The sequence below is a fragment of the Microbacterium sp. Root553 genome (assembly GCF_001426995.1).
Lineage (GTDB): Bacteria > Actinomycetota > Actinomycetes > Actinomycetales > Microbacteriaceae > Microbacterium.
Map to the genome: position 1 here is coordinate 2147014 of NZ_LMFY01000001.1, position 18059 is coordinate 2165072.

Consider the following 18059-nt stretch of genomic DNA (forward strand, 5'->3'; position numbering starts at 1 on the left):
GATGCGGGGTCTGCGGTCAGTCCTGCACGCGGCAGTGGGTCGTGAGTTCGCCGATGCCGTCGATGCCGACGGTGACGGTGGAACGGTCGCGGAGGAAGATCTGCGGATCGCGGGAGTAGCCCGCACCGCCGGGGCTGCCGGTGGAGATGAGGGTTCCCGGCAGCAGGGTCAGCGACTGCGAGAGGTGCGCGATGAGCTTCGCGACGGACCGCACCATCTGGTCGGTGCTGGCGTCCTGCACGGTCTGCCCGTCGACGACGGCCCAGATGTGGAGGTCCTGAGGATCCGCGATCTCATCGGCCGTGACGGCGAAGGGGCCGGTCGGGGTGAAGCCGTCGAACGACTTGCAGCGCGACCACTGCGCCTCGGAGAACTGCACGTTGCGCGCCGTGATGTCGTTGACGACGGTGTAGCCCCATACGTGCGACAGGGCCTCGGCCTCTGCGACGTCCTTCGCCGGGGTGCCGATGAGCACCCCGAGCTCGGCCTCGTAGTCGACGGCCTCGCTCAGCGCGCGCGGCCAGGAGGTGGTCTGCTCATGGCCGGTGAGCGAGTTCGGCCACAGCGTGAACACCGTCGGCGCCGCGTCGGTCTTCAGACCGAGTTCGCTGGAGTGCGCGGCGTAGTTGAGTCCCACGGCGAGCACCGCCGGGGGAGCGATGACGGCGGATGCGTAGTCCCAGCCGTCGAGCGGATGCCGGGGCGCCTCGCCGTCGGCGACCGCCGAGCGCAGCGCGGCGAGAACCGGCTCACCGCCCTCGATCAGCTGCTGCAGAGTCGCAGGAGGGTCGGTGAGGAGATCGGAGACGAGGATGGCGTCGGCCCCCTCCACCACTGCGAGATGCACAGTCGAGGAGTCGGCACGGCGCAGATGAGCGAACCGCATACTCCTACGCTATCCGGTGCCGCCCCGGATCGGCTGGAGGAAGTCGCCAGACCCGGGCGGAGGAGCTTGTTCGCCATATGCTTTCGCTATGAGTTCCGGAGGACCGTCCCAGCCATCGCCCTACTCGCCGCCGCCCGCACAGCCGCAGCAACAGGGACAGCAGCCGCAGCACGGGCAGCCGCCGCAGTACTCGGCCCAGCAGTACGCGCAGTCGAACTACATGCCGCCGCAGTTCGCGCAGCAGCCCGTGTACGCGTCGGTGCTCGCGCAGCCGACCCCGTACTCGCCGCCGGCTCCTGCCGCGCCGTCGCCGGCACAGGGACTTCCCCCTCTTCCGCCCGGGCGACGGGGCGGCCGGATCGCTCTCTACTCGCTCTTCGGCTTCCTCGGTCTGCTGATGCTCGCTCTCGTGGCGTATTTCGGCCTGTTCCTCGGAGCGGCGGCGTCGGTCATCGGCCTGGTGCTCGCTCTCGTGCCGCTGGCCATCGTCTTCTTCGTCGTGCGCATGATCGACCGGTGGGAACCGGAGCCCAAGTCGCTGGTGTTCTTCGCGATCGCGTGGGGAGCCATCGCCGCGGTGGGCCTCACCCTGCTGGTCGATCTCGGTCTCACCGCGGTCCTCGGATTCCGCGACGAGGTGGCGGGAGCAGTGGTCCAGGCCCCGATCGTCGAGGAGTTCTGGAAGGGCATCGGCGTCTTCCTGATCTTCCTGATCGCGCGCCGATCGTTCGACGGTCCGGTCGACGGCGTCGTCTACGGTGCGCTGGTCGGCGCCGGCTTCGCCTTCACCGAGAACATCCAGTACTTCGCGATCAGCCTCATCGAGGGTGGCGGCGGGCAGCTCACCGTGACCTTCATCCTGCGGGCGATCATGTCGCCGTTCGCGCACGCGATGTTCACCTCGCTCACGGGCCTGGCTATCGGCCTCGCGGCCCGTCGCCACGCCTCCAGCGGCGCGGCGCTCGGATTCGGCATCCTCGGCATGCTCGGCGCCATGCTGCTGCACGGCCTGTGGAACGGATCGTCCTTCGTGAACTTCTTCCTGCTGTACTTCGTGCTGCAGGTTCCGCTGTTCGTCGGCTTCATCTTCGGCATCATCGCGTTGCGGCGGGAGGAATCGCGCCTCACCAGGGCGCGACTCGGCGACTACGCCTCCGCCGGATGGTTCACCCCCGAGGAGGTCACGATGCTGGCGACGCCGGCCGGGCGTAAGACCGGGCTGGCCTGGGCATCGCAGCTGCGCGGCGACCGACGTCCCCTCATGCGGCAGTTCATCAAGGACGCGACGATGCTCGCCTCCGTGCGCCAGCGGGCGATCACCGGCCGCGACCCGATGGCCCCCGCCGACGAGCAGGCGCTGCTCGCGCGCACCCGTGCGGCGAGGGCGGCCCTGCTGGCGTACTGATCGCCGCGGCGGGGGAGTGATCGCCTCGAGCGGTGTCGGGTCTGCCGTGGCAAAGACTCAGCGCCCGGTGCTGCGGCGATGCCTGCATGTCTACCGGGCGCTGAGTTGATCTGTAAACAGGGTGCACCCGGTATCGACGGGTGTCAAGACCTTCCGCGCTCGTGAGGGCGGTCGCGCTGCCGGGGCGAGCGGGCAGGTTCTGACGTGTTCGCTGTGAGCGGGCGCCGTCGCGTTGACCCTGCCCCCGGTGCTCGGGTTGGATGGACATCATGACTGATCGCACAAAGCCTGAGTTCGACGCCCCCACCGGCCCCGCACCCGCGGAGCTCGTGGTCCGCGACATCATCGAAGGAGACGGGGCCGAGGCGAAGCCCGGCGACACCGTCACCGTGCACTACGCCGGAGTCGAGTTCGAGTCCGGTGAGGAGTTCGATTCCTCGTGGGGTCGTGGTGAGACCATCCAGTTCCCGCTGCGCGGCCTGATCCAGGGATGGCAGGACGGAATCCCCGGCATGAAGGAGGGCGGCCGACGTGAGCTCGTCATCCCGCCGCACCTCGCCTACGGTCCCGTCGGCGGTGGGCACTTCCTCTCCGGCAAGACGCTCATCTTCATCATCGACCTCGTGAAGGTCGGCTGACACCGACGAGCGACGAAGGCGCCGCACCCCGTCGGGGTCGGCGCCTTCTGCGAACGCGGACGACATTCGTCGCATACAGCGGAATATATGCGTACGCATGTAAGTTGTTACGCGTGACGCCGTGAACACGGCCCCTCATCCCTGCCGCCACCCGCGGCCCCCGTCTCCCGAGGAGAAAACCATGACCAGCATCGACATCCCGGGCTACCGTCCCGGCACCTACGTCCTCGACCCCGCCCACAGCGAGGTCACCTTCAGTGTCCGCCACATGATGATCTCCAAGGTGCGCGGCACCTTCGGTGTGAAGAGCGCGACGCTCACCGCCCCGGAGAACCCCCTCGAGACCACGGTCGAGGCCAGCGTCGACGTCACGTCCGTCGACACGAAGGACGAGGGCCGCGACCAGCACCTCCGCTCCGCCGAGTTCTTCGACACCGAGAACTTCCCGACCATGGACTTCGTCTCCACCGGTGCACGCGCCGAGAAGGGCGAGCTGTTCGTCGACGGTGACCTCACGATCCGCGGCATCACCAAGCCCGTCACGTTCGAGGTCGACTTCGGCGGCTTCGGCTCCGACCCGTGGGGCAACTACAAGGCGGGCGCGTCGGCGAAGGCCGTCATCAACCGCGAGGACTTCGGTCTGACCTGGAACGCCGCACTCGAGACCGGCGGCGTGCTCGTCGGCAAGGACGTCACGATCAACCTCGACCTGCAGGCGGCTCTGCAGCAGGACTGATCCCGCATCGCATCGGAGGACCCCGGGCCCGTGAGGGCTCGGGGTCCTCTCTGCATCCGGGGCCTGAGCGTTCGGAGTCTGCTCGCGTCGTGCGACGGGGTGGATGCCTGGTAGACTCGACAGGTTGCCGTTTGATCGGCCGCGGATAAAGAGAGCTCACGCATCAGGCGTCGGGCACCGCGCAACAAGCAGAGAGGGGATCGAATCTATGGCACTGGAAGCAGACGTCAAGAAGGCGATCATCGAAGAGTACGCGACGCACCCCGGTGACACCGGATCCCCCGAGGTGCAGGCCGCGATGCTGACGCAGCGCATCAAGGACCTCACCGAGCACCTGAAGGAGCACAAGCACGACCACCACTCGCGTCGTGGCCTCTTCCTGCTCGTGGGTCAGCGCCGTCGTCTGCTCGGCTACCTCCAGAGCGTCGACATCGAGCGTTACCGCTCGCTGATCGCTCGCCTGGGTCTCCGCCGATAACGCAGAGCGCTCGCGTGTACAATCGCGCAAAACATTCTTGAGAAGGCCGTCCCAGGTGTGGGGCGGCCTTCGTCATATCCGGGGTTGATCTCTCGATCGCTTTCCAGTAGGAAAGTAATGTGCTTTCCTACTGGAAAGCGATCGGAGGACACACGATGGAGCAGAAGCCGGTCCAGGGACAGGAGGCGCTCGCACCGCCGAGCGCGGAGCTCGCCCAGAGTTATCTCGACGAGGCGGATGCGGTGGTGCATCGACGCGGGCGTGTCGTCGATCGGCGAGGGCTGGCGTGGTTGCAGATCGCGAACGCCGTCATCACCGCCGTGTACCTCGTCGCGATGGCGGCGGCCCTGCGTGGCGACCATCACGCGGGGGCGAGCCAGGTGATGCTCTTCGGGTTCCTCCTGTGGGGGCAGCTGGCCAGCGGCATCGCGCAGCGCAATGGGATGCAGTGGCGCCTGACGCGGTCGCGTTGGCTGCTGTGGGTCTCAGGCGCGGTGTTGACGGTCGCGGCACTCGTCGTATTCGGCTTCGTGGTCTGGGATCCCCGATTTCCGACGATCGGGATGTGGATCCCTGCCGCGCTCGTGCTCATCGGGTATGGCGGCTACGGGGTGGTGCAGCTCGCTCGGGCAGCTGATGACGGTCCCCCTCCACGGTCGCATCCTGCCCCGCTACCGCGCGGCGTGCGGTGGGGAACGATCGGCGTCGGCGTCGCCGTCGGTGTGCTTGCGATGCTCGGGTCCTCGTCGGACGGGAATCTCACGAGCGCGCTGCTCTTGCTCGTCGTGCTGATGTTGTTCGCCTGGCTCATGGCGGGACGCACGGAGATGGGGCTCCCGGCCGTCGGTGCCTCCTGGCGCTGGCCTCACCTCGCTGCCTTCGCCGTATCCGCCTCCGTGCTGTCGCTGGCGGTGCTCGTCGATGACATTCCGGTTCTGGTCGGCGTGCTGAGCGGTCTGGGCATCATCGCGCTGTTCATCGCCGTCTCGTTCGCCCCCGGACGTGATCTGCGTGAGTGAGAGTCCATCTCGGCCGCACCCGCGGACCAGGCTCGACGACAACTTCGCGTCTCCGATCCGCTTCTCGCTCCTGGCATCGCTCGGCGACGGCGTCGAACTGGATTTTGCGGCGTTGCGCGAGATCCTCCAATGCGGTGATTCGCCATTGAGCAAGGCCATCTCGCACCTTCAGGCCGCGGAGTACGTTGTCGCCCGCAAGGGTAGCCTCGGCAATCGCCCACGCACGTGGGTCCACTCGACAGCGGCCGGTCGCGCGGCTTTCGCCGGCCACCTCCAGGCGCTGCGGGAGATCGTCGCGCTCGGCGGCGGCCCCTCGCTCTGATCGGTTCAGTTCCGGGGCGACACCAGGTCGGGGTGGTGGATCGCCGCGACATCGGGATGCGCGCGAAGGCGCGACTTCATCGCGTTCTCGCCATAGGTCGCGTGGATGGGGTTGCTCGGGTCCTCGGTGATCCCGGTCGCCTCGGCGGCGAGATCCGCGGGGAGCTCGAGCAGAGGCAGCTGCTGATCCAGCGCGGGGTTGAAGAAGAACGGGATCGAGATGCGCTCCTCGGGGGCGCGAGGCGAGATCACCCGGTGGTTGGTCGCCTTGAGGTAGCCACCGGTGGCGTACTCCAGAAGCTCACCGATGTTGACGACGAAGGCGCCGGGGACCGGCGGTGCGGACACCCATTCGCCGTCGCGCTCCACCTGGAGACCGCCCTTGCCCGGTTCGACCCACAGCAGCGTGAGCACGCCCGAGTCCTTGTGCGCGCCGACGCCCTGCTGCGGCTCGGGGTCGTGCGTGCCCGGATAGCGGACGATCTTGATGAGGGTCGACGGGTCGTGGAAGGGCTCGTCGAAGTAGGACTCGTCCGCCCCCAGGGTGAGCGCCCACGCGCGCAGCAGCTTGCGGGCGATCTCGGTCAGGGTGTCGTGCCATTCGGTGACGACGGCCTTGAGTTCGGGCTGCGCGGCGGGCCACAGATTCGGACCGGTCAGCCGATTGAAGGCCGGGCCTCCCTCGAGGGGCTCGCGCTCGGGGCCGATGTCGATCTGCTCCCGCCAGTCGACCTTGCCCTGCGTGCGCTCTCCGCCGATACGCGTGTAGCCGCGGAAGTGCGGACTCTTCACGTTCTCGATGGCGAGCTTGTCCTCCTCCGGCAGCGCGAAGAAGTCGAGGGCCGCACGATGCAGGCGTTCCTCGAGAGCGGGGGAGATGCCGGTGCCCGTCAAGTAGAAGAACCCCACGTCATGGGTCGCGGCGCGCAGATCGTCACGGAACCGCGCCGCGGCCTCGGGGCCGGCGTCGAGCTGGGACAGGTCGAGGATGGGGAGCGAGAGATCAGCCATGACCCGAGCGTAATTCGGCCCCGTCGCGGGTGGCGCTGTGTTGCGTCGCGTTACCCGTGGGCGGCCCGGTGGGCGTGTGGTGAAACACGCATGGGCGGTGGTGCTAAAGTCTCTGGAGGTAAGGGATGCCTTACCTCATTTCTTGTGTCAGAGAGTGTTCCTCCGTGCTCGCCACCTTCCTCATCGGCCTCCGTGAAGGCCTCGAAGCCGCACTCGTCGTCGGCATCCTCGTCGCCTACCTCCGTCGGCTCGGACGCGGCGATGCGCTGCCGAGGCTCTGGACCGGAGTCGGCCTCGCCATCGCCCTGGCGCTGGGCATCGGGGCGATCCTCACCTTCGGCGCCTACACGCTCACCTTCGAAGCGCAGGAGCTGATCGGCGGTCTGCTCTCCCTGCTCGCGGTGGGCATGGTCACCTGGATGATCTTCTGGATGCAGAAGGCCGGCCGCACCATGAAGGCGACCCTCGAGGGCGGGCTCGACCGGGCGCTCACCCAGGGCGGCATCTGGGCGCTGATCGCGATCGGGTTCGTCTCCGTCGCACGCGAGGGCATCGAGACCACGCTTCTGCTGTGGTCGATGCTGCAGTCGTTCGGTGACGCACCGACCGCGCTCATCGGTGCCGTCCTCGGCCTGCTCGTCGCCGTGGTGGTCGGCTGGCTTCTCGCGCGCGGTGCGGTGCGACTCGACCTCCGTCGGTTCTTCACCTGGACGAGCGGATTCCTGGTCATCGTCGCGGCCGGTGTCCTCGCCTACGCCGTCATGGATCTGCAGGAGGCCGGAGCGCTGCCAGGGCCTTTCACGGCCGCGGCACCGATCGACGCGGTCACGGGCGCCGTGGCGCTCGGCTGGGCTGCCTTCCCCTTCGGCTGGGCCTTCGACGTCACGAGCGTCATCGCTCCGGACAGCGCCTGGGCGACCGTCCTCCAGGCGACCGTCGGCTTCATGCCGCGCATGACCTGGCTGCAGGTCGCCGCGTGGTCGGTGTACATCCTCATCGTCGGATTCTTCTTCGTTCGCGGGCTGCGATCCCGTCGCCCCGCCACCCCTCGCCCGTCTGCGACCGTGTCCTCGGACAGCGGCGCGACGGCCACCCTCACCCAGCAAGGAGCAGCATGACCACCTCTCGTCGAATCCTCGGTGCCGTCGCCGCAGCAGGCGCGGCCGGGCTCGTCCTGAGCGGATGCGTCGCGAAGAGCGACGTCGCCTCCGGTGCGGCGTTCGATGTGTCGTCGACGGATTCCGCGTGCGCCGTGTCCGGTGCCACGGCGGCGAGCGGCACCCTGACCTTCGACGTGAAGAACGACAGCGGGCAGACGTCCGAGTTCTACCTCCTGGCTGAGGACGGCCTGCGCATCGTCGGCGAGGTCGAGAACATCGCGCCGTCCGCGTCGCGCACGTTGACCGTCGTCGCCCAGCCCGGGAAGTACTTCACCCTGTGCAAGCCGGGCATGATCGGTGAGGGCGTCGGCAAGTCGGAGTTCACGGTCACCGGAGACCGGGTCGAGGTCGCCGGTGAGGACTCCGAGCAGAAGCAGCAGGCAGTGGACCTCTACGCCGCCTTCGTGAAGGATCAGGTCGGACAGCTCGTGCCCTCCGTGGAGGAGCTCGTCGCCGCGTACGAATCGGGCGACGACGAGACCGCGCGCACGCTCTTCCCGCAGACGCGCGCCTTCTACGAGCGCATCGAGCCCGTCGCCGAGGCGCTCGGAACACTAGACCCCCGCATCGACTACCGCGAGGTGGACGCCGTGGCGGAGGGGCTCGACTGGACGGGCTTCCACCGCATCGAGAAGGACCTGTGGGTGCCGGCGCAGGATGCGCTCAACGCCGACGGCGAGACGCCGGCCTGGCAGGACTGGGCGCCGTCGACGCCCCAGGAGCGCGCGGACTACGGCGACCAGCTGATGGCCGACGTGCAAGAGCTGTACGAGTACGTGCACTCCGATGACTTCACCACGGCGCTGGACGATCAGGGCATCGGCGGGATCTCCAACGGCGCCATCGCGCTGCTCGACGAGGTCGCGACGGGCAAGATCTCGGGCGAGGAGGACTGGTGGTCGGGCACCGACCTCTACGACTTCGCGGCGAACGTCGAGGGGTCGAAGATGGCGTTCTCCCTGGTCCAGGACTTCGCGACGGCGCAGGGCGACGACGGCGCCGCGCTGGTGTCCGAGATCGAGGACGGATACACCGCCCTCGAGGGGTCTCTGGCGGCCCATGGCTCCCTCGCCGACGGATTCGTCGGCTACTCGGAGCTCACGGATGCCGACAAGCGCGAGTTCACCGATCTCATCAACGCCCTCGCGGAGCCGCTGTCGCAGCTCACCGGCACGGTCCTCGACTGATCCGAAGGGTACGGTCTCGCACGTGGACGAACGATCGAACGACGCCGCAGCCGCGGACTCCGTGCCGGTGCCGGATCCTGCGGCCTCGGCACCCTCGTCGGGTGGTCTGAGCCGGCGAGGTCTGCTCGGACTCGCGCTCGGCGGCGGGGTCGCATCCCTCGCGGCAGGCGTCGGAGCGGGCTTCGTCGGTGGTGCCGCGGTGGCGAGGGCGGAGGCGGTCGAGGACGCGCAGCGAGCATACGACTTCTTCGGTGCGCATCAGGCGGGCATCACCACGCCCGTGCAGGAGCATCTGCACTTCGCCGCGTTCGACATGATGCCCCGGACCGACCGCGACGACCTGATCTCGCTGCTGCAGGACTGGTCGTACGCGGCCTCCAGGATGGCTGCGGGACTCGAGGTGAGCGCCACCGGCGCTGTCGGCGGGGACGCCGAGGTGCCGCCCGACGACACCGGCGAGGCGCTGGGCCTGCCGGCAGCGTCGCTCACGATCACGATCGGCTTCGGACCGAGCCTGTTCGAGAACGAGGAGGGGGATCGCTACGGCATCGCGGCGCGGCGACCCGAGGGGCTCGAACGGCTGCCGGCGTTCCTGGGCGATGACCTCGACCCGCAGTCCTCCCACGGCGACCTCTGCATCCAGGCCTGCGCCGACGACCCGCAGGTGGCGGTGCACGCGATCCGCAACCTCAGCCGCATCGCCTTCGGGCGCGCACGGCTGCGCTGGTCGCAGCTCGGCTTCGGCAAGACGTCGCGCACGACCTCGGCGCAGGCCACTCCGCGCAATCTCTTCGGCTACAAGGACGGCACGGCCAACATCCTCGCGGACGACGCCGACGCCCTCGCGGCGCACGTCTGGGTCGGTGCGGACGACGAGCCCGCCTGGTTGGCCGGTGGGTCGTACCTCGTGGCCCGCAGGATCGCGATGCTGATCGAGACCTGGGACCGGGTGCGCCTGTCGGAACAGGACACGATCGTCGGGCGGGACAAGGGCTCGGGCGCTCCTCTCTCCGGTGGTGACGAGTTCACCGCGCCCGACTTCGGCACCTCCGCCATCGACGCGAACTCGCACGTGCGGCTCGCGCACCCGGAGCAGAACGGAGGCATCCGCATCCTGCGCCGCGGCTTCAACTACGTCAACGGCAACAACGACCTCGGGCGCCTCGACGCGGGGCTGTTCTTCCTCTCGTACCAGCGGGATCCCGCGCAGTTCATCAGCCTCCAGCGAGCCCTCTCCACGGATCGCATGAACGAGTACATCCGACACGTGGGATCGGGTATCTGGGTGGTCCCGCGCGGCGCGCGACAGGGGTCCTACGTCGGCGCGGAGCTCTTCGCCTGACCTTCTCCGGAGTCAGACGTCGAGGAGGTCGGCGACGAAGGCCGCCATCGAGTCCGCTCCGAAGTGGTCGTCGGCGCTGATGGTCACCACCGCATCCCCGGCGAAGAGGATCAGCTGACCGTGTGCGCCGTGCAGTCGCCACTGGCGTCCGGGGCCGTCCCAGCCCGCGAGCGCATACCGCCGGTATCCGGGGTTCTCGCCCGAGGCGACCCAGTCGGAGTGCATCCCGTCGACGAGTTCCGCGGAGACGAGGCGCACGCCCTCCCATTCACCGCGGTCGCGGATGAGTCGTCCGAGTCTCGACATCTCCTCGGTGCGCAGAGCGATGCCGCTGCCGGCGACGACCCGACCCTGCGGGCAGCGCTCCCAGGCGATGTCGCCGAGACCCAGCGGGTCGAGCAGCCTCGGCCGCAGATACTCGAGGATGTCGCCGGTCCGCGACGCCAGCACCGCCATCGCGGTGTAGCTGCTGGCATTGGAGTACTGGAACACGCGTCCGCGCGCCGTCCGACCGAGGAACTCGCGGGCGAGATCGGGCCAGTCGGTCATCAGGGTCTCCGAGTAGGGAAGGTCGATGCCGCTCGACATCGTGAGCAGATGCCGGAGGGTCACCTCGTCGACACCGTCGCCGAGGACGACGTCCGGCACGTACTCGGCGACGGGTGCATCGAGCGAGACGAGTCCCTCGTCCGCGGCGATGCCGGCGGCGAGCACGCACACCGCCTTCGCCACGGAGTGGATCTCCTCGCGGACATCCTCGGTCCACCGGTGCTCGGCGACGTCGTCGCCGATGCGCACGTGCAGTCCGTGCGCGACGAAGCCCGTCGCGTCGCTCTGCTCGACGATGAGATCTCGGATCCGCTCGGCTCGGTTCACCGCTTCACACTCGCGTCCGGGGTCTGCCGGGGGCGACGGGAGCCGGTCGGGTCGCTGCGGTGGCCCTGCCTGCCGGTGAGCTCCGGATCGGCGAACAGCCAGCGCGGTCGGGGCTCGACGAGGGGGCGGAAGATCGACCGCACCGGCTTCGTCGCGAGAGCCAGGGCGAGGACGACCGACAGCAGGGTCACGAGCGGCAGCCACAGCCAGGTCGGATCGAGGTCGCGCAGCACTCCGGACTCTCGGAACGGGTAGAGCACGAAGGAGTGCAGCAGGAACACGTACATCGTGTACTGGCCGAACCGGGTCCACCAGTGGGTGCCGCGGGGGATGAGGGCGAAGAACGCGGCGCTGAGGATGACCGCAAGCAGCATCAACGCGATGCGCGCGCCACCCGCCCACCACTGCTCGCCGCCGAGATCCGCATACGCGTCCTCATAGAAGAACCACCGACCGAGGTCGACCTGCTTCCAGACGTCGATCCAGTTCCACGCCGCGAAGCCCGCGATCGCGAGCACGCACAGTGCTGTCGCCCTGACCCACCACGGGCGCACGTCGAGCAGGCGGAGGCGCGTGACGATGTCGCGGTCGCGCAGCCACCATCCCAGCGCGAAGAACGGCAGCAGTCCGAGGGTGCGTGACAGCGAGAACGTGCTGTCGACGTTGGGCAGATAGCCCACGCCCACCGAGATGATCACGGTCCACAGCAGCGGCCAACGCAGCAGGGCGAGATAGGGGAGGACCAGACGGAAGATCCCCAGCGCCAGCAGGAACCAGAGTGTCCACGACGGCTTGGTGAAGTTCGGATCCGCCTGTCCTTCGACGAACCACTTCGTCAGCGTCCAGAGGAACTCGAAGATGACGTAGGGGACGAGGATGTCGGTGATGACCCTCGCCATCTGCACCCGGGTGGGGGAGCCGGATTTCGAGAAGTAGCCGGAGATGATCGCGAATGCCGGCATGTGGAACGCGTACAGCGCGAGATACGCGGCGAGGGCGATGTCGGAGTCGTACGTGAGGCGCTGGATCGCGTGTCCGAGCACCACCAGCACGATGCAGGCGTACCGTGCGTTGTCCCAGAAGGGGACTCTCTTGCGCGGTCTCGGGGCGGACGTGGTGGCGGGGCTCGTCGGGTCGGCTCCGGTGCTGTGCATGCTCCGAGGCTACTCGGGGAATAAAGTTGCTGGCATCGCGTTGACTCAGATACATTCACATGAATAGAACCGGATGCGCGGCACCCGATTCGAGAAGACGGAGCAATCATGAGCGAGCAGGCAGGCGTCCCGGTGCAGTTCGGCATCATGTCGGTCAGCGACATCACCCGCGATCCCACGACCGGCAACACGCCGAGCGAGCAGGAGCGCATCAAGGCGACCCTGCGGATCGCCACGCACGCGGAGGAGGTCGGTCTCGACGTCTTCGCGATCGGCGAGCACCACAACCCGCCGTTCTGGTCGTCCAGCCCCACCACCTTCCTCGCTGCGCTCGCCGCGCAGACCGAGCGTCTGATCGTGTCGACCTCGACGACCCTCATCACCACGAACGACCCGGTGCGCATCGCCGAGGAGTACGCGATGCTCCAGCACGTGTCGGACGGCCGCATGGACCTCATGCTGGGTCGCGGCAACACCGGACCGGTGTATCCGTGGTTCGGCCAGGACATCCGCCAGGGCCTTCCGCTCGCGATCGAGAACTACGCGCTGCTGCACAAGCTGTGGCGGGAGGACGTCGTGGACTGGGAGGGCAAGTTCCGCACACCCCTGCAGGGCTTCACCTCGACTCCGCGTCCCCTCGACGGTGTCGCTCCCTTCGTCTGGCACGGCTCGATCCGTACACCGGAGATCGCCGAGCAGGCCGCCTACTACGGCGACGGGTTCTTCGCGAACAACATCTTCTGGCCCAAGGAGCACTATCAGCGTCTGATCGAGCTGTACCGTCAGCGCTACGCGCACTACGGACACGGCGCGCCGGAGCAGGCGATCGTCGGTCTGGGCGGTCAGGTGTTCATGGCGGCGAAGTCGCAGGATGCCGTGAACCGGTTCCGCCCGTACTTCGACAACGCCCCTGTGTACGGGCACGGTCCGAGCATGGAGGACTTCACCGAGATGACCCCGCTCACTGTCGGGTCGCCGCAGCAGGTGATCGACCGCTATGCCGCGATGCGCGAGCACTACGGGGACTATCAGCGGCAGCTCTTCCTCATCGACCACGCCGGTCTCCCTCTGAAGACCGTGCTCGAGCAGCTCGACATCCTGGGCTCCGAGGTCGTGCCGGTGCTGCGCAAGGAGCTGGCGAAGGATCGTCCGGCGAACGTCCCGGACGCGCCGACCCATGCGTCGCGGGTGCTGGCCGAGTTCGGCGACGGCCCGACGCGTCAGGCGCGGCCCGGAGCGAACCGGGGCGACAACCTCACGGGTGACTCGCCCTACCAGGACACGCCCGCTCCTGCCGGTTCCGCCTTCGGTCTGAGCCGGAAGGGTGCCTGAGATGGCCAGCCGTCGGATCGCGGTCGTCTCGGCCGGACTCTCGAACCCGTCGTCCACCCGCATGCTGGCCGATCGCCTCGCCGCTGAGACCGTCAAGGCGCTCGCCGGTCACGACATCGAGGCGACGGTCGACGTCGTCGAGCTGCGGGACTACGCGCACGACATCACGAACAACCTGCTCACGGGGTTCGCGCCGCCGGCGCTGGAGACGGCGATCAACACCGTGGTGTCCGCCGATGCGCTCATCGCGGTCACGCCGATCTTCTCCACGAGCTACAACGGCCTCTTCAAGTCGTTCATCGACGTGCTCGACCCCGACGCCCTCACCGGGATGCCCGTGCTGATCGGCGCGAACGCCGGCACGGCCCGGCATTCGCTCGCGATCGACTACGCGATCCGCCCGCTCTTCGCCTATCTGCATGCGGATGCCGTCTCGACGGGCGTGTTCGCGGCCTCCAGCGACTGGGGCGGGGCGGGCGACGACGTCGCCCCTCTCGCGAAGAGGGTGGAGAAGGGCGCGCGTGAGCTCGCCGAGGCCGTCGCCAGGCGGGACACCACCGAGGTCCTCGACCCGTACGATCCCGCGACCTACCTCGGCGAGGGCCGGTCGTTCGGTCACATGCTCGGCGGTCTCGCCGGCGAGTGACCTCGGCGTGCGCCGCTCGACGACGATCGAGCGGCGTACGCGCGGTCTCGGGACCGGGCCATGTCAGTCGCGTCCGTCTGTGCGCCGATTCCAGCCGTACTCGGTCTCCGGACGACCCCGCGCCCCGTACCGTGCACTGCGGATGACCACTCCGGACGCGGCGAGGTGCTCGAGATACCGACGCACCGAGACACGGGACATGCCGAGCCGCTCGGCAGCCTCGCTCGCCGACATCGCACCTCCGGAACGCAGCGCGCCGGTGACCTTCTGCAGGGTGGCGTCGGAGAGCCCCTTGGGGACGAGGACGGTGCCGGTGGCACGGCCCAGCAGGGCATCGATCTCCGATTGGGTGGCCTCGCCGTCGGTCGATCGCGCCTGCTCGCGATACGAGCGGTAGGCGGTCAGACGCTCCTGGAAGACCGCGAACGGGAACGGCTTGACCAGGTACTGATACACCCCCAGCGCGGCCATCTGCCGAACGCTCTCGGCGTCCCGCACACCGGTGATCGCGATCACGTCGATCGCCGTACCGCGGGCGCGAAGTGCGCGCAGGACGTCGATCCCCGAGCCGTCGGGCATGGTCAGATCGAGCAGGACGAGGTCGAACGGCCGATCCGACGGCTGCGCCAGCAGGGCCGAGAGCGCGGCGCGGGCTCCGGCGCACTCCCCGGCGACGACGAAGCCGTCGATCCGGTCGAGGTAGGACCGATGCAGTTCGATCGTCAGGGCGTCGTCGTCGACGAGCAGGGTGCGGATCATGCCGACGCCTTCCCCCGCGTCGGGGGGAGGACGACGCGGAAAGTCGTCGGATTCTCGGACACCGCAACAGTGCCCCCGGCCCCGAGCACCACCGAGCGGACCAGTGCGAGGCCCACGCCGCGTCCCTGCGTGTCCGCCTGCTTGGTCGAGAATCCCTGGACGAAGATCTGCTCGCGGAGCGGCGCGGGGATGCCGTGGCCGCTGTCCGAGACCTCCAGCAGGATGCCCCCGTCGGCGGACGTCTGCAGAGCGACCTCGACCCAGCGTGCCTCGGCCTCGCCCGCCGCATCCATGGCGTTGTCGATGAGGTTGCCGAGCACGGCGACGCTCTCGACCGCCGACAGCGGCGACCGCGGGGTGTCGGGATCTATGCGCACCCGCCAGTCGATGCCACGCTCCTTGGCCTGCGACGCCTTGCCGAGCAGCAGCGCGCCCACCGCAGGGTCGCCGGCGCGACGGGCCGTGACCTGGTCGACCAGGGATTGGCTCTGCCGCGACGTCTCGGTCAGGATCTCGATCGCCTCGTCCGTGCGTCCGAGCTCGAGCAGGGCGACAGCGGTGTGCATGCGGTTCCCGTGCTCGTGGGTCTGCGCCCGGATCGCGTCGCCGAGGGTGCGCAGGGACTCGTACGACGACACCGCGTCGCGCACCTGCCCCGGCGGCAGATCCCCGGCGATCCGGCGTGTGAACCGGCGAGCCGCCAGAGCTCCGAGCGCCCCGAAGGCGACGAGCCCCGCGGTGATGCCGAGGGAGAGGGGGAGCCTGCGCACCAGGGTCTCCGAGATCGATTCGATGGTCACGCCAGAGGAGACCCAACCCACCGCGGCGCCGCCGGGCCCGATCACGGGCACGATCGTGCGCACGGACGGGCCCAGCGTCCCGGTGAACACCTCCGTCAACGGGCGCGGGGCATCGGGGATGGTGCCGAGGTAGCGAGCGCCGATCTGATCGAGATCCGGATGCGTCACGCGCGTGCCGTCCAGGGTCATGATCGTCACGAAGTCCAGGCCCGCATCGGCGATGACGTCCAGCGCGTAGGGCTCGAGTGCGACGCTCGTCGCCGTGAGATCGTCGCCCCCGAGCATGTCGACCACGAGCGGGGAGGATGCGACGGTCGCCGCCGTCGCGGCCGTGACCCGTTCGGCCTCGGAATGGGTGGCCCGCTGGGCATCCACCACCAGGAACACCGCGACCAGCGCTCCGAGGACGATCGCCGCGACCAGCAGCACGAGGAAGACCCGTGAGGCGATGCTGCGCGCGGGTCTCATCGGGTCCTTCCGATCGGCGGTGATCGCGGGGTCTGCGATCCCGGTAGTGACCAATACGACCACAAATGGTGCCGCGGAGGGAAGTCGGCGACGGTGAACACACCGACAGGCGACGACGCCGTCGGTCATGAGACGACGACGTTCATGATCAAGGAGGAAAACATGGCCATCACGACGGGGTTCTCCCTTCCCGGTTTCAATTCTCGCCGCGGCAAGCAGGCCTGGGACAGGCACACCTGGCTGTACGTGTCGGTGATCATCGCGGTCGTCCTCGGCGCGGCGGTGGGTCTGCTCTGGCCGCAGGTCGGTCAGAGCCTGGAGCCGATCGGCAAGGGGTTCGTGTCGCTCATCAGGATGATGATCGCCCCGATCATCTTCTGCACGATCGTGGTGGGCGTCGGATCGATCGCCAAGGCCGCCACCGTCGGCAAGATCGGCGGGCTGGCGCTGCTGTACTTCATGGTCATGTCGACGTTCGCCCTCGCGATCGGCCTCGTCGTCGGCAACATCATCCACCCCGGATCCGGCCTCGACATGGCCAACTCGAACTACGACGCGACCGACACCGAGGCGAAGACCACGACCGAGTTCGTCCTCGGCATCATCCCCACCACGTTCTTCTCCGCGTTCACCGGTGAGAGCGTCCTCCAGGTGCTGTTCATCGCCCTCCTGGTCGGCTTCGCCCTGCAGGGACTCGGGGAGAAGGGTGCCCCGATCATGGATGCGGTGAAGAACCTGCAGAAGCTGGTGTTCCGCATCCTCGGGATGATCCTCTGGCTCGCGCCGCTCGGTGCCTTCGGCGCGATCGCCGCGGTCGTCGGCAAGACCGGCGTGGCCGCGATCTGGAGCCTGGGCGTGCTCATGATCGCGTTCTACATCACCTGCATCCTGTTCATCGTCGTCGTGCTGGGGACGCTGCTCTACGCGGTCACCCGCGTCAACATCTTCAGCCTCGTGAAGTACCTCGCCAGGGAGTACCTCCTGATCGTCGGCACGTCGTCGTCAGAGTCCGCACTGCCCCGACTGATCGCGAAGATGGAGCACATCGGCGTCTCGAAGCCGGTCGTCGGCATCACCGTGCCGACCGGATACTCGTTCAACCTCGACGGCACCGCGATCTACCTGACGATGGCCTCGCTGTTCATCGCCACCGGCATGGGCCAGCCGATGACGATCGGTGAGCAGATCGGTCTGCTCGTGTTCATGATCATCGCCAGCAAGGGCGCCGCCGGGGTCACCGGTGCAGGGCTCGCGACCCTCGCCGGCGGTCTGCAGGCCTACCGCCCCGACCTGGTCGACGGCGTCGGCGTCATCGTCGGCATCGACCGCTTCATGTCGGAGGGGCGTGCGCTCACCAACTTCACCGGCAACGCGGTCGCCACCCTGCTCATCGGCACGTGGACGCGGCAGATCGACCGTGACCGCGTGACGCAGGTGCTGAGCGGCCGGATCCCGTTCGAGGAGTCGCAGCTCGACGGCGTCGACGAGCACGGCATGGTCGACGAGGAGAAGGCCGTCGACGTGCAGGGGCTCAAGGAGTCCGCCCTCGATGAGATGGCGGCCAAGCAGGCACGGGCACGGGCCCGCGAGATGCGCGGCTGAACCCGAGTCGAGGAGAGGGATGCGGGAGTCGGCGATTCGTCGGCTCCCGCATCCGTGCGGTCAACCGCTCTTGCGTCGGAACTCGCGCCGCGTCTGCGGGGCCGCTGCGCCGTGGACGGCGGAGTCGCCATCCAGGTGCGACTCGCCCTGACGGTGGTGCGCGTTCTTCTTCTCGAGCGCTTCCTTGAACTTGCGCTTCATGTCCTCGGTGGAGGAGGCGCCTTCTTCGGTGCTCATGC

At 68.4% G+C, this 18059-nt stretch carries 19 protein-coding genes; 12 read left to right on the forward strand and 7 right to left on the reverse strand.

Going from position 1 to position 18059, the window contains the following annotated elements; translation table 11 throughout:
- Positions 1 to 16 precede the first annotated feature (16 nt).
- Positions 17 to 886: a fumarylacetoacetate hydrolase family protein gene (locus tag ASD43_RS09900; RefSeq protein WP_056416792.1), complete on the reverse strand. Its 870-nt coding sequence runs from the start codon at positions 884 to 886 to the stop codon at positions 17 to 19.
- Positions 887 to 974: 88 nt separating this feature from the next.
- Between ASD43_RS09900 and ASD43_RS09905 the strand changes: the two genes are divergently transcribed.
- From ASD43_RS09905 to ASD43_RS09930, 6 genes are all read left to right on the forward strand, one after another.
- Positions 975 to 2291 (forward strand): PrsW family intramembrane metalloprotease, encoded by a 1317-nt coding sequence (locus ASD43_RS09905; RefSeq protein ID WP_235564097.1) that lies wholly within the window; start codon positions 975 to 977, stop codon positions 2289 to 2291.
- Positions 2292 to 2560: 269 nt separating this feature from the next.
- Entirely contained in the window at positions 2561 to 2929 is a 369-nt protein-coding gene (locus ASD43_RS09910) for an FKBP-type peptidyl-prolyl cis-trans isomerase (protein WP_045255339.1), read from the forward strand.
- 181 nt (positions 2930 to 3110) lie between these two features.
- Positions 3111 to 3665: a YceI family protein gene (locus ASD43_RS09915; protein WP_056416795.1), complete on the forward strand. Its 555-nt coding sequence runs from the start codon at positions 3111 to 3113 to the stop codon at positions 3663 to 3665.
- Positions 3666 to 3873: 208 nt separating this feature from the next.
- Entirely contained in the window at positions 3874 to 4143 is a 270-nt protein-coding gene (gene rpsO / locus ASD43_RS09920) for a 30S ribosomal protein S15 (protein ID WP_017203073.1), read from the forward strand.
- Between the two features lie 119 nt (positions 4144 to 4262).
- Complete coding sequence (locus ASD43_RS09925; RefSeq protein WP_235564098.1) at positions 4263 to 5162, forward strand: hypothetical protein; 900 nt, start codon at positions 4263 to 4265, stop codon at positions 5160 to 5162.
- Entirely contained in the window at positions 5155 to 5484 is a 330-nt protein-coding gene (locus ASD43_RS09930) for a transcriptional regulator (protein WP_056416801.1), read from the forward strand. Before ASD43_RS09925 ends, ASD43_RS09930 begins: the two co-directional genes overlap by 8 nt.
- A 5-nt stretch (positions 5485 to 5489) precedes the next feature.
- Here ASD43_RS09930 and ASD43_RS09935 read toward each other — a convergent pair whose 3' ends face one another.
- A complete protein-coding gene (locus tag ASD43_RS09935) occupies positions 5490 to 6494 on the reverse strand; it encodes an isopenicillin N synthase family dioxygenase (RefSeq protein WP_056416804.1) in 1005 nt (334 codons plus the stop codon).
- A gap of 164 nt (positions 6495 to 6658) precedes the next feature.
- On the opposite strand from ASD43_RS09935, the gene efeU reads away from it, so the two are divergent.
- The 3 genes from efeU (at position 6659) to efeB (ending at position 10183) form a co-directional block, all read left to right on the forward strand.
- Complete coding sequence (gene efeU, locus ASD43_RS09940) at positions 6659 to 7612, forward strand: iron uptake transporter permease EfeU (protein ID WP_082539348.1); 954 nt, start codon at positions 6659 to 6661, stop codon at positions 7610 to 7612.
- Positions 7609 to 8841 (forward strand): iron uptake system protein EfeO, encoded by a 1233-nt coding sequence (gene efeO, locus ASD43_RS09945; protein WP_056416810.1) that lies wholly within the window; start codon positions 7609 to 7611, stop codon positions 8839 to 8841. Before efeU ends, efeO begins: the two co-directional genes overlap by 4 nt.
- A gap of 61 nt (positions 8842 to 8902) precedes the next feature.
- Positions 8903 to 10183, forward strand: a complete 1281-nt coding sequence (gene efeB / locus ASD43_RS09950) for an iron uptake transporter deferrochelatase/peroxidase subunit (protein ID WP_056419436.1) — start codon at positions 8903 to 8905, stop codon at positions 10181 to 10183.
- A 12-nt stretch (positions 10184 to 10195) separates the two neighbouring features.
- Here the strand turns inward: efeB and ASD43_RS09955 are convergent, their stop codons facing one another.
- Positions 10196 to 11059: a serine hydrolase domain-containing protein gene (locus ASD43_RS09955; RefSeq protein WP_056416813.1), complete on the reverse strand. Its 864-nt coding sequence runs from the start codon at positions 11057 to 11059 to the stop codon at positions 10196 to 10198.
- A complete protein-coding gene (locus ASD43_RS09960; protein ID WP_056416816.1) occupies positions 11056 to 12213 on the reverse strand; it encodes an acyltransferase family protein in 1158 nt (385 codons plus the stop codon). Before ASD43_RS09960 ends, ASD43_RS09955 begins: the two co-directional genes overlap by 4 nt.
- A 108-nt stretch (positions 12214 to 12321) precedes the next feature.
- Here ASD43_RS09960 and ASD43_RS09965 point away from each other — a divergent pair, with 108 nt between their 5' ends.
- Together ASD43_RS09965 and ASD43_RS09970 are read left to right on the forward strand one after the other, a co-directional pair.
- Positions 12322 to 13545 carry an LLM class flavin-dependent oxidoreductase gene (locus ASD43_RS09965; protein WP_056416821.1) on the forward strand — a complete coding sequence of 408 codons (1224 nt, stop codon included), beginning with the start codon at positions 12322 to 12324 and terminating at the stop codon, positions 13543 to 13545.
- A 1-nt stretch (position 13546) separates the two neighbouring features.
- Positions 13547 to 14191, forward strand: coding sequence for an FMN reductase (locus tag ASD43_RS09970; protein ID WP_056416824.1), 645 nt, complete (start codon positions 13547 to 13549; stop codon positions 14189 to 14191).
- A 63-nt stretch (positions 14192 to 14254) separates the two neighbouring features.
- Here ASD43_RS09970 and ASD43_RS09975 read toward each other — a convergent pair whose 3' ends face one another.
- Together ASD43_RS09975 and ASD43_RS09980 are read right to left on the reverse strand one after the other, a co-directional pair.
- Positions 14255 to 14950: a response regulator gene (locus ASD43_RS09975; protein WP_056416826.1), complete on the reverse strand. Its 696-nt coding sequence runs from the start codon at positions 14948 to 14950 to the stop codon at positions 14255 to 14257.
- Positions 14947 to 16218 carry a sensor histidine kinase gene (locus tag ASD43_RS09980; RefSeq protein ID WP_056416831.1) on the reverse strand — a complete coding sequence of 424 codons (1272 nt, stop codon included), beginning with the start codon at positions 16216 to 16218 and terminating at the stop codon, positions 14947 to 14949. The genes ASD43_RS09975 and ASD43_RS09980 overlap by 4 nt, the downstream gene beginning before the upstream one ends.
- 162 nt (positions 16219 to 16380) lie before the next feature.
- Here ASD43_RS09980 and ASD43_RS09985 point away from each other — a divergent pair, with 162 nt between their 5' ends.
- On the forward strand, positions 16381 to 17820 hold the full coding sequence (locus tag ASD43_RS09985) for a cation:dicarboxylate symporter family transporter (protein WP_056419439.1): 1440 nt from the start codon (positions 16381 to 16383) through the stop codon (positions 17818 to 17820).
- Positions 17821 to 17880: 60 nt separating this feature from the next.
- Here the strand turns inward: ASD43_RS09985 and ASD43_RS17315 are convergent, their stop codons facing one another.
- Positions 17881 to 18057: a DUF5302 domain-containing protein gene (locus tag ASD43_RS17315; RefSeq protein WP_162247495.1), complete on the reverse strand. Its 177-nt coding sequence runs from the start codon at positions 18055 to 18057 to the stop codon at positions 17881 to 17883.
- Positions 18058 to 18059 lie beyond the last annotated feature (2 nt).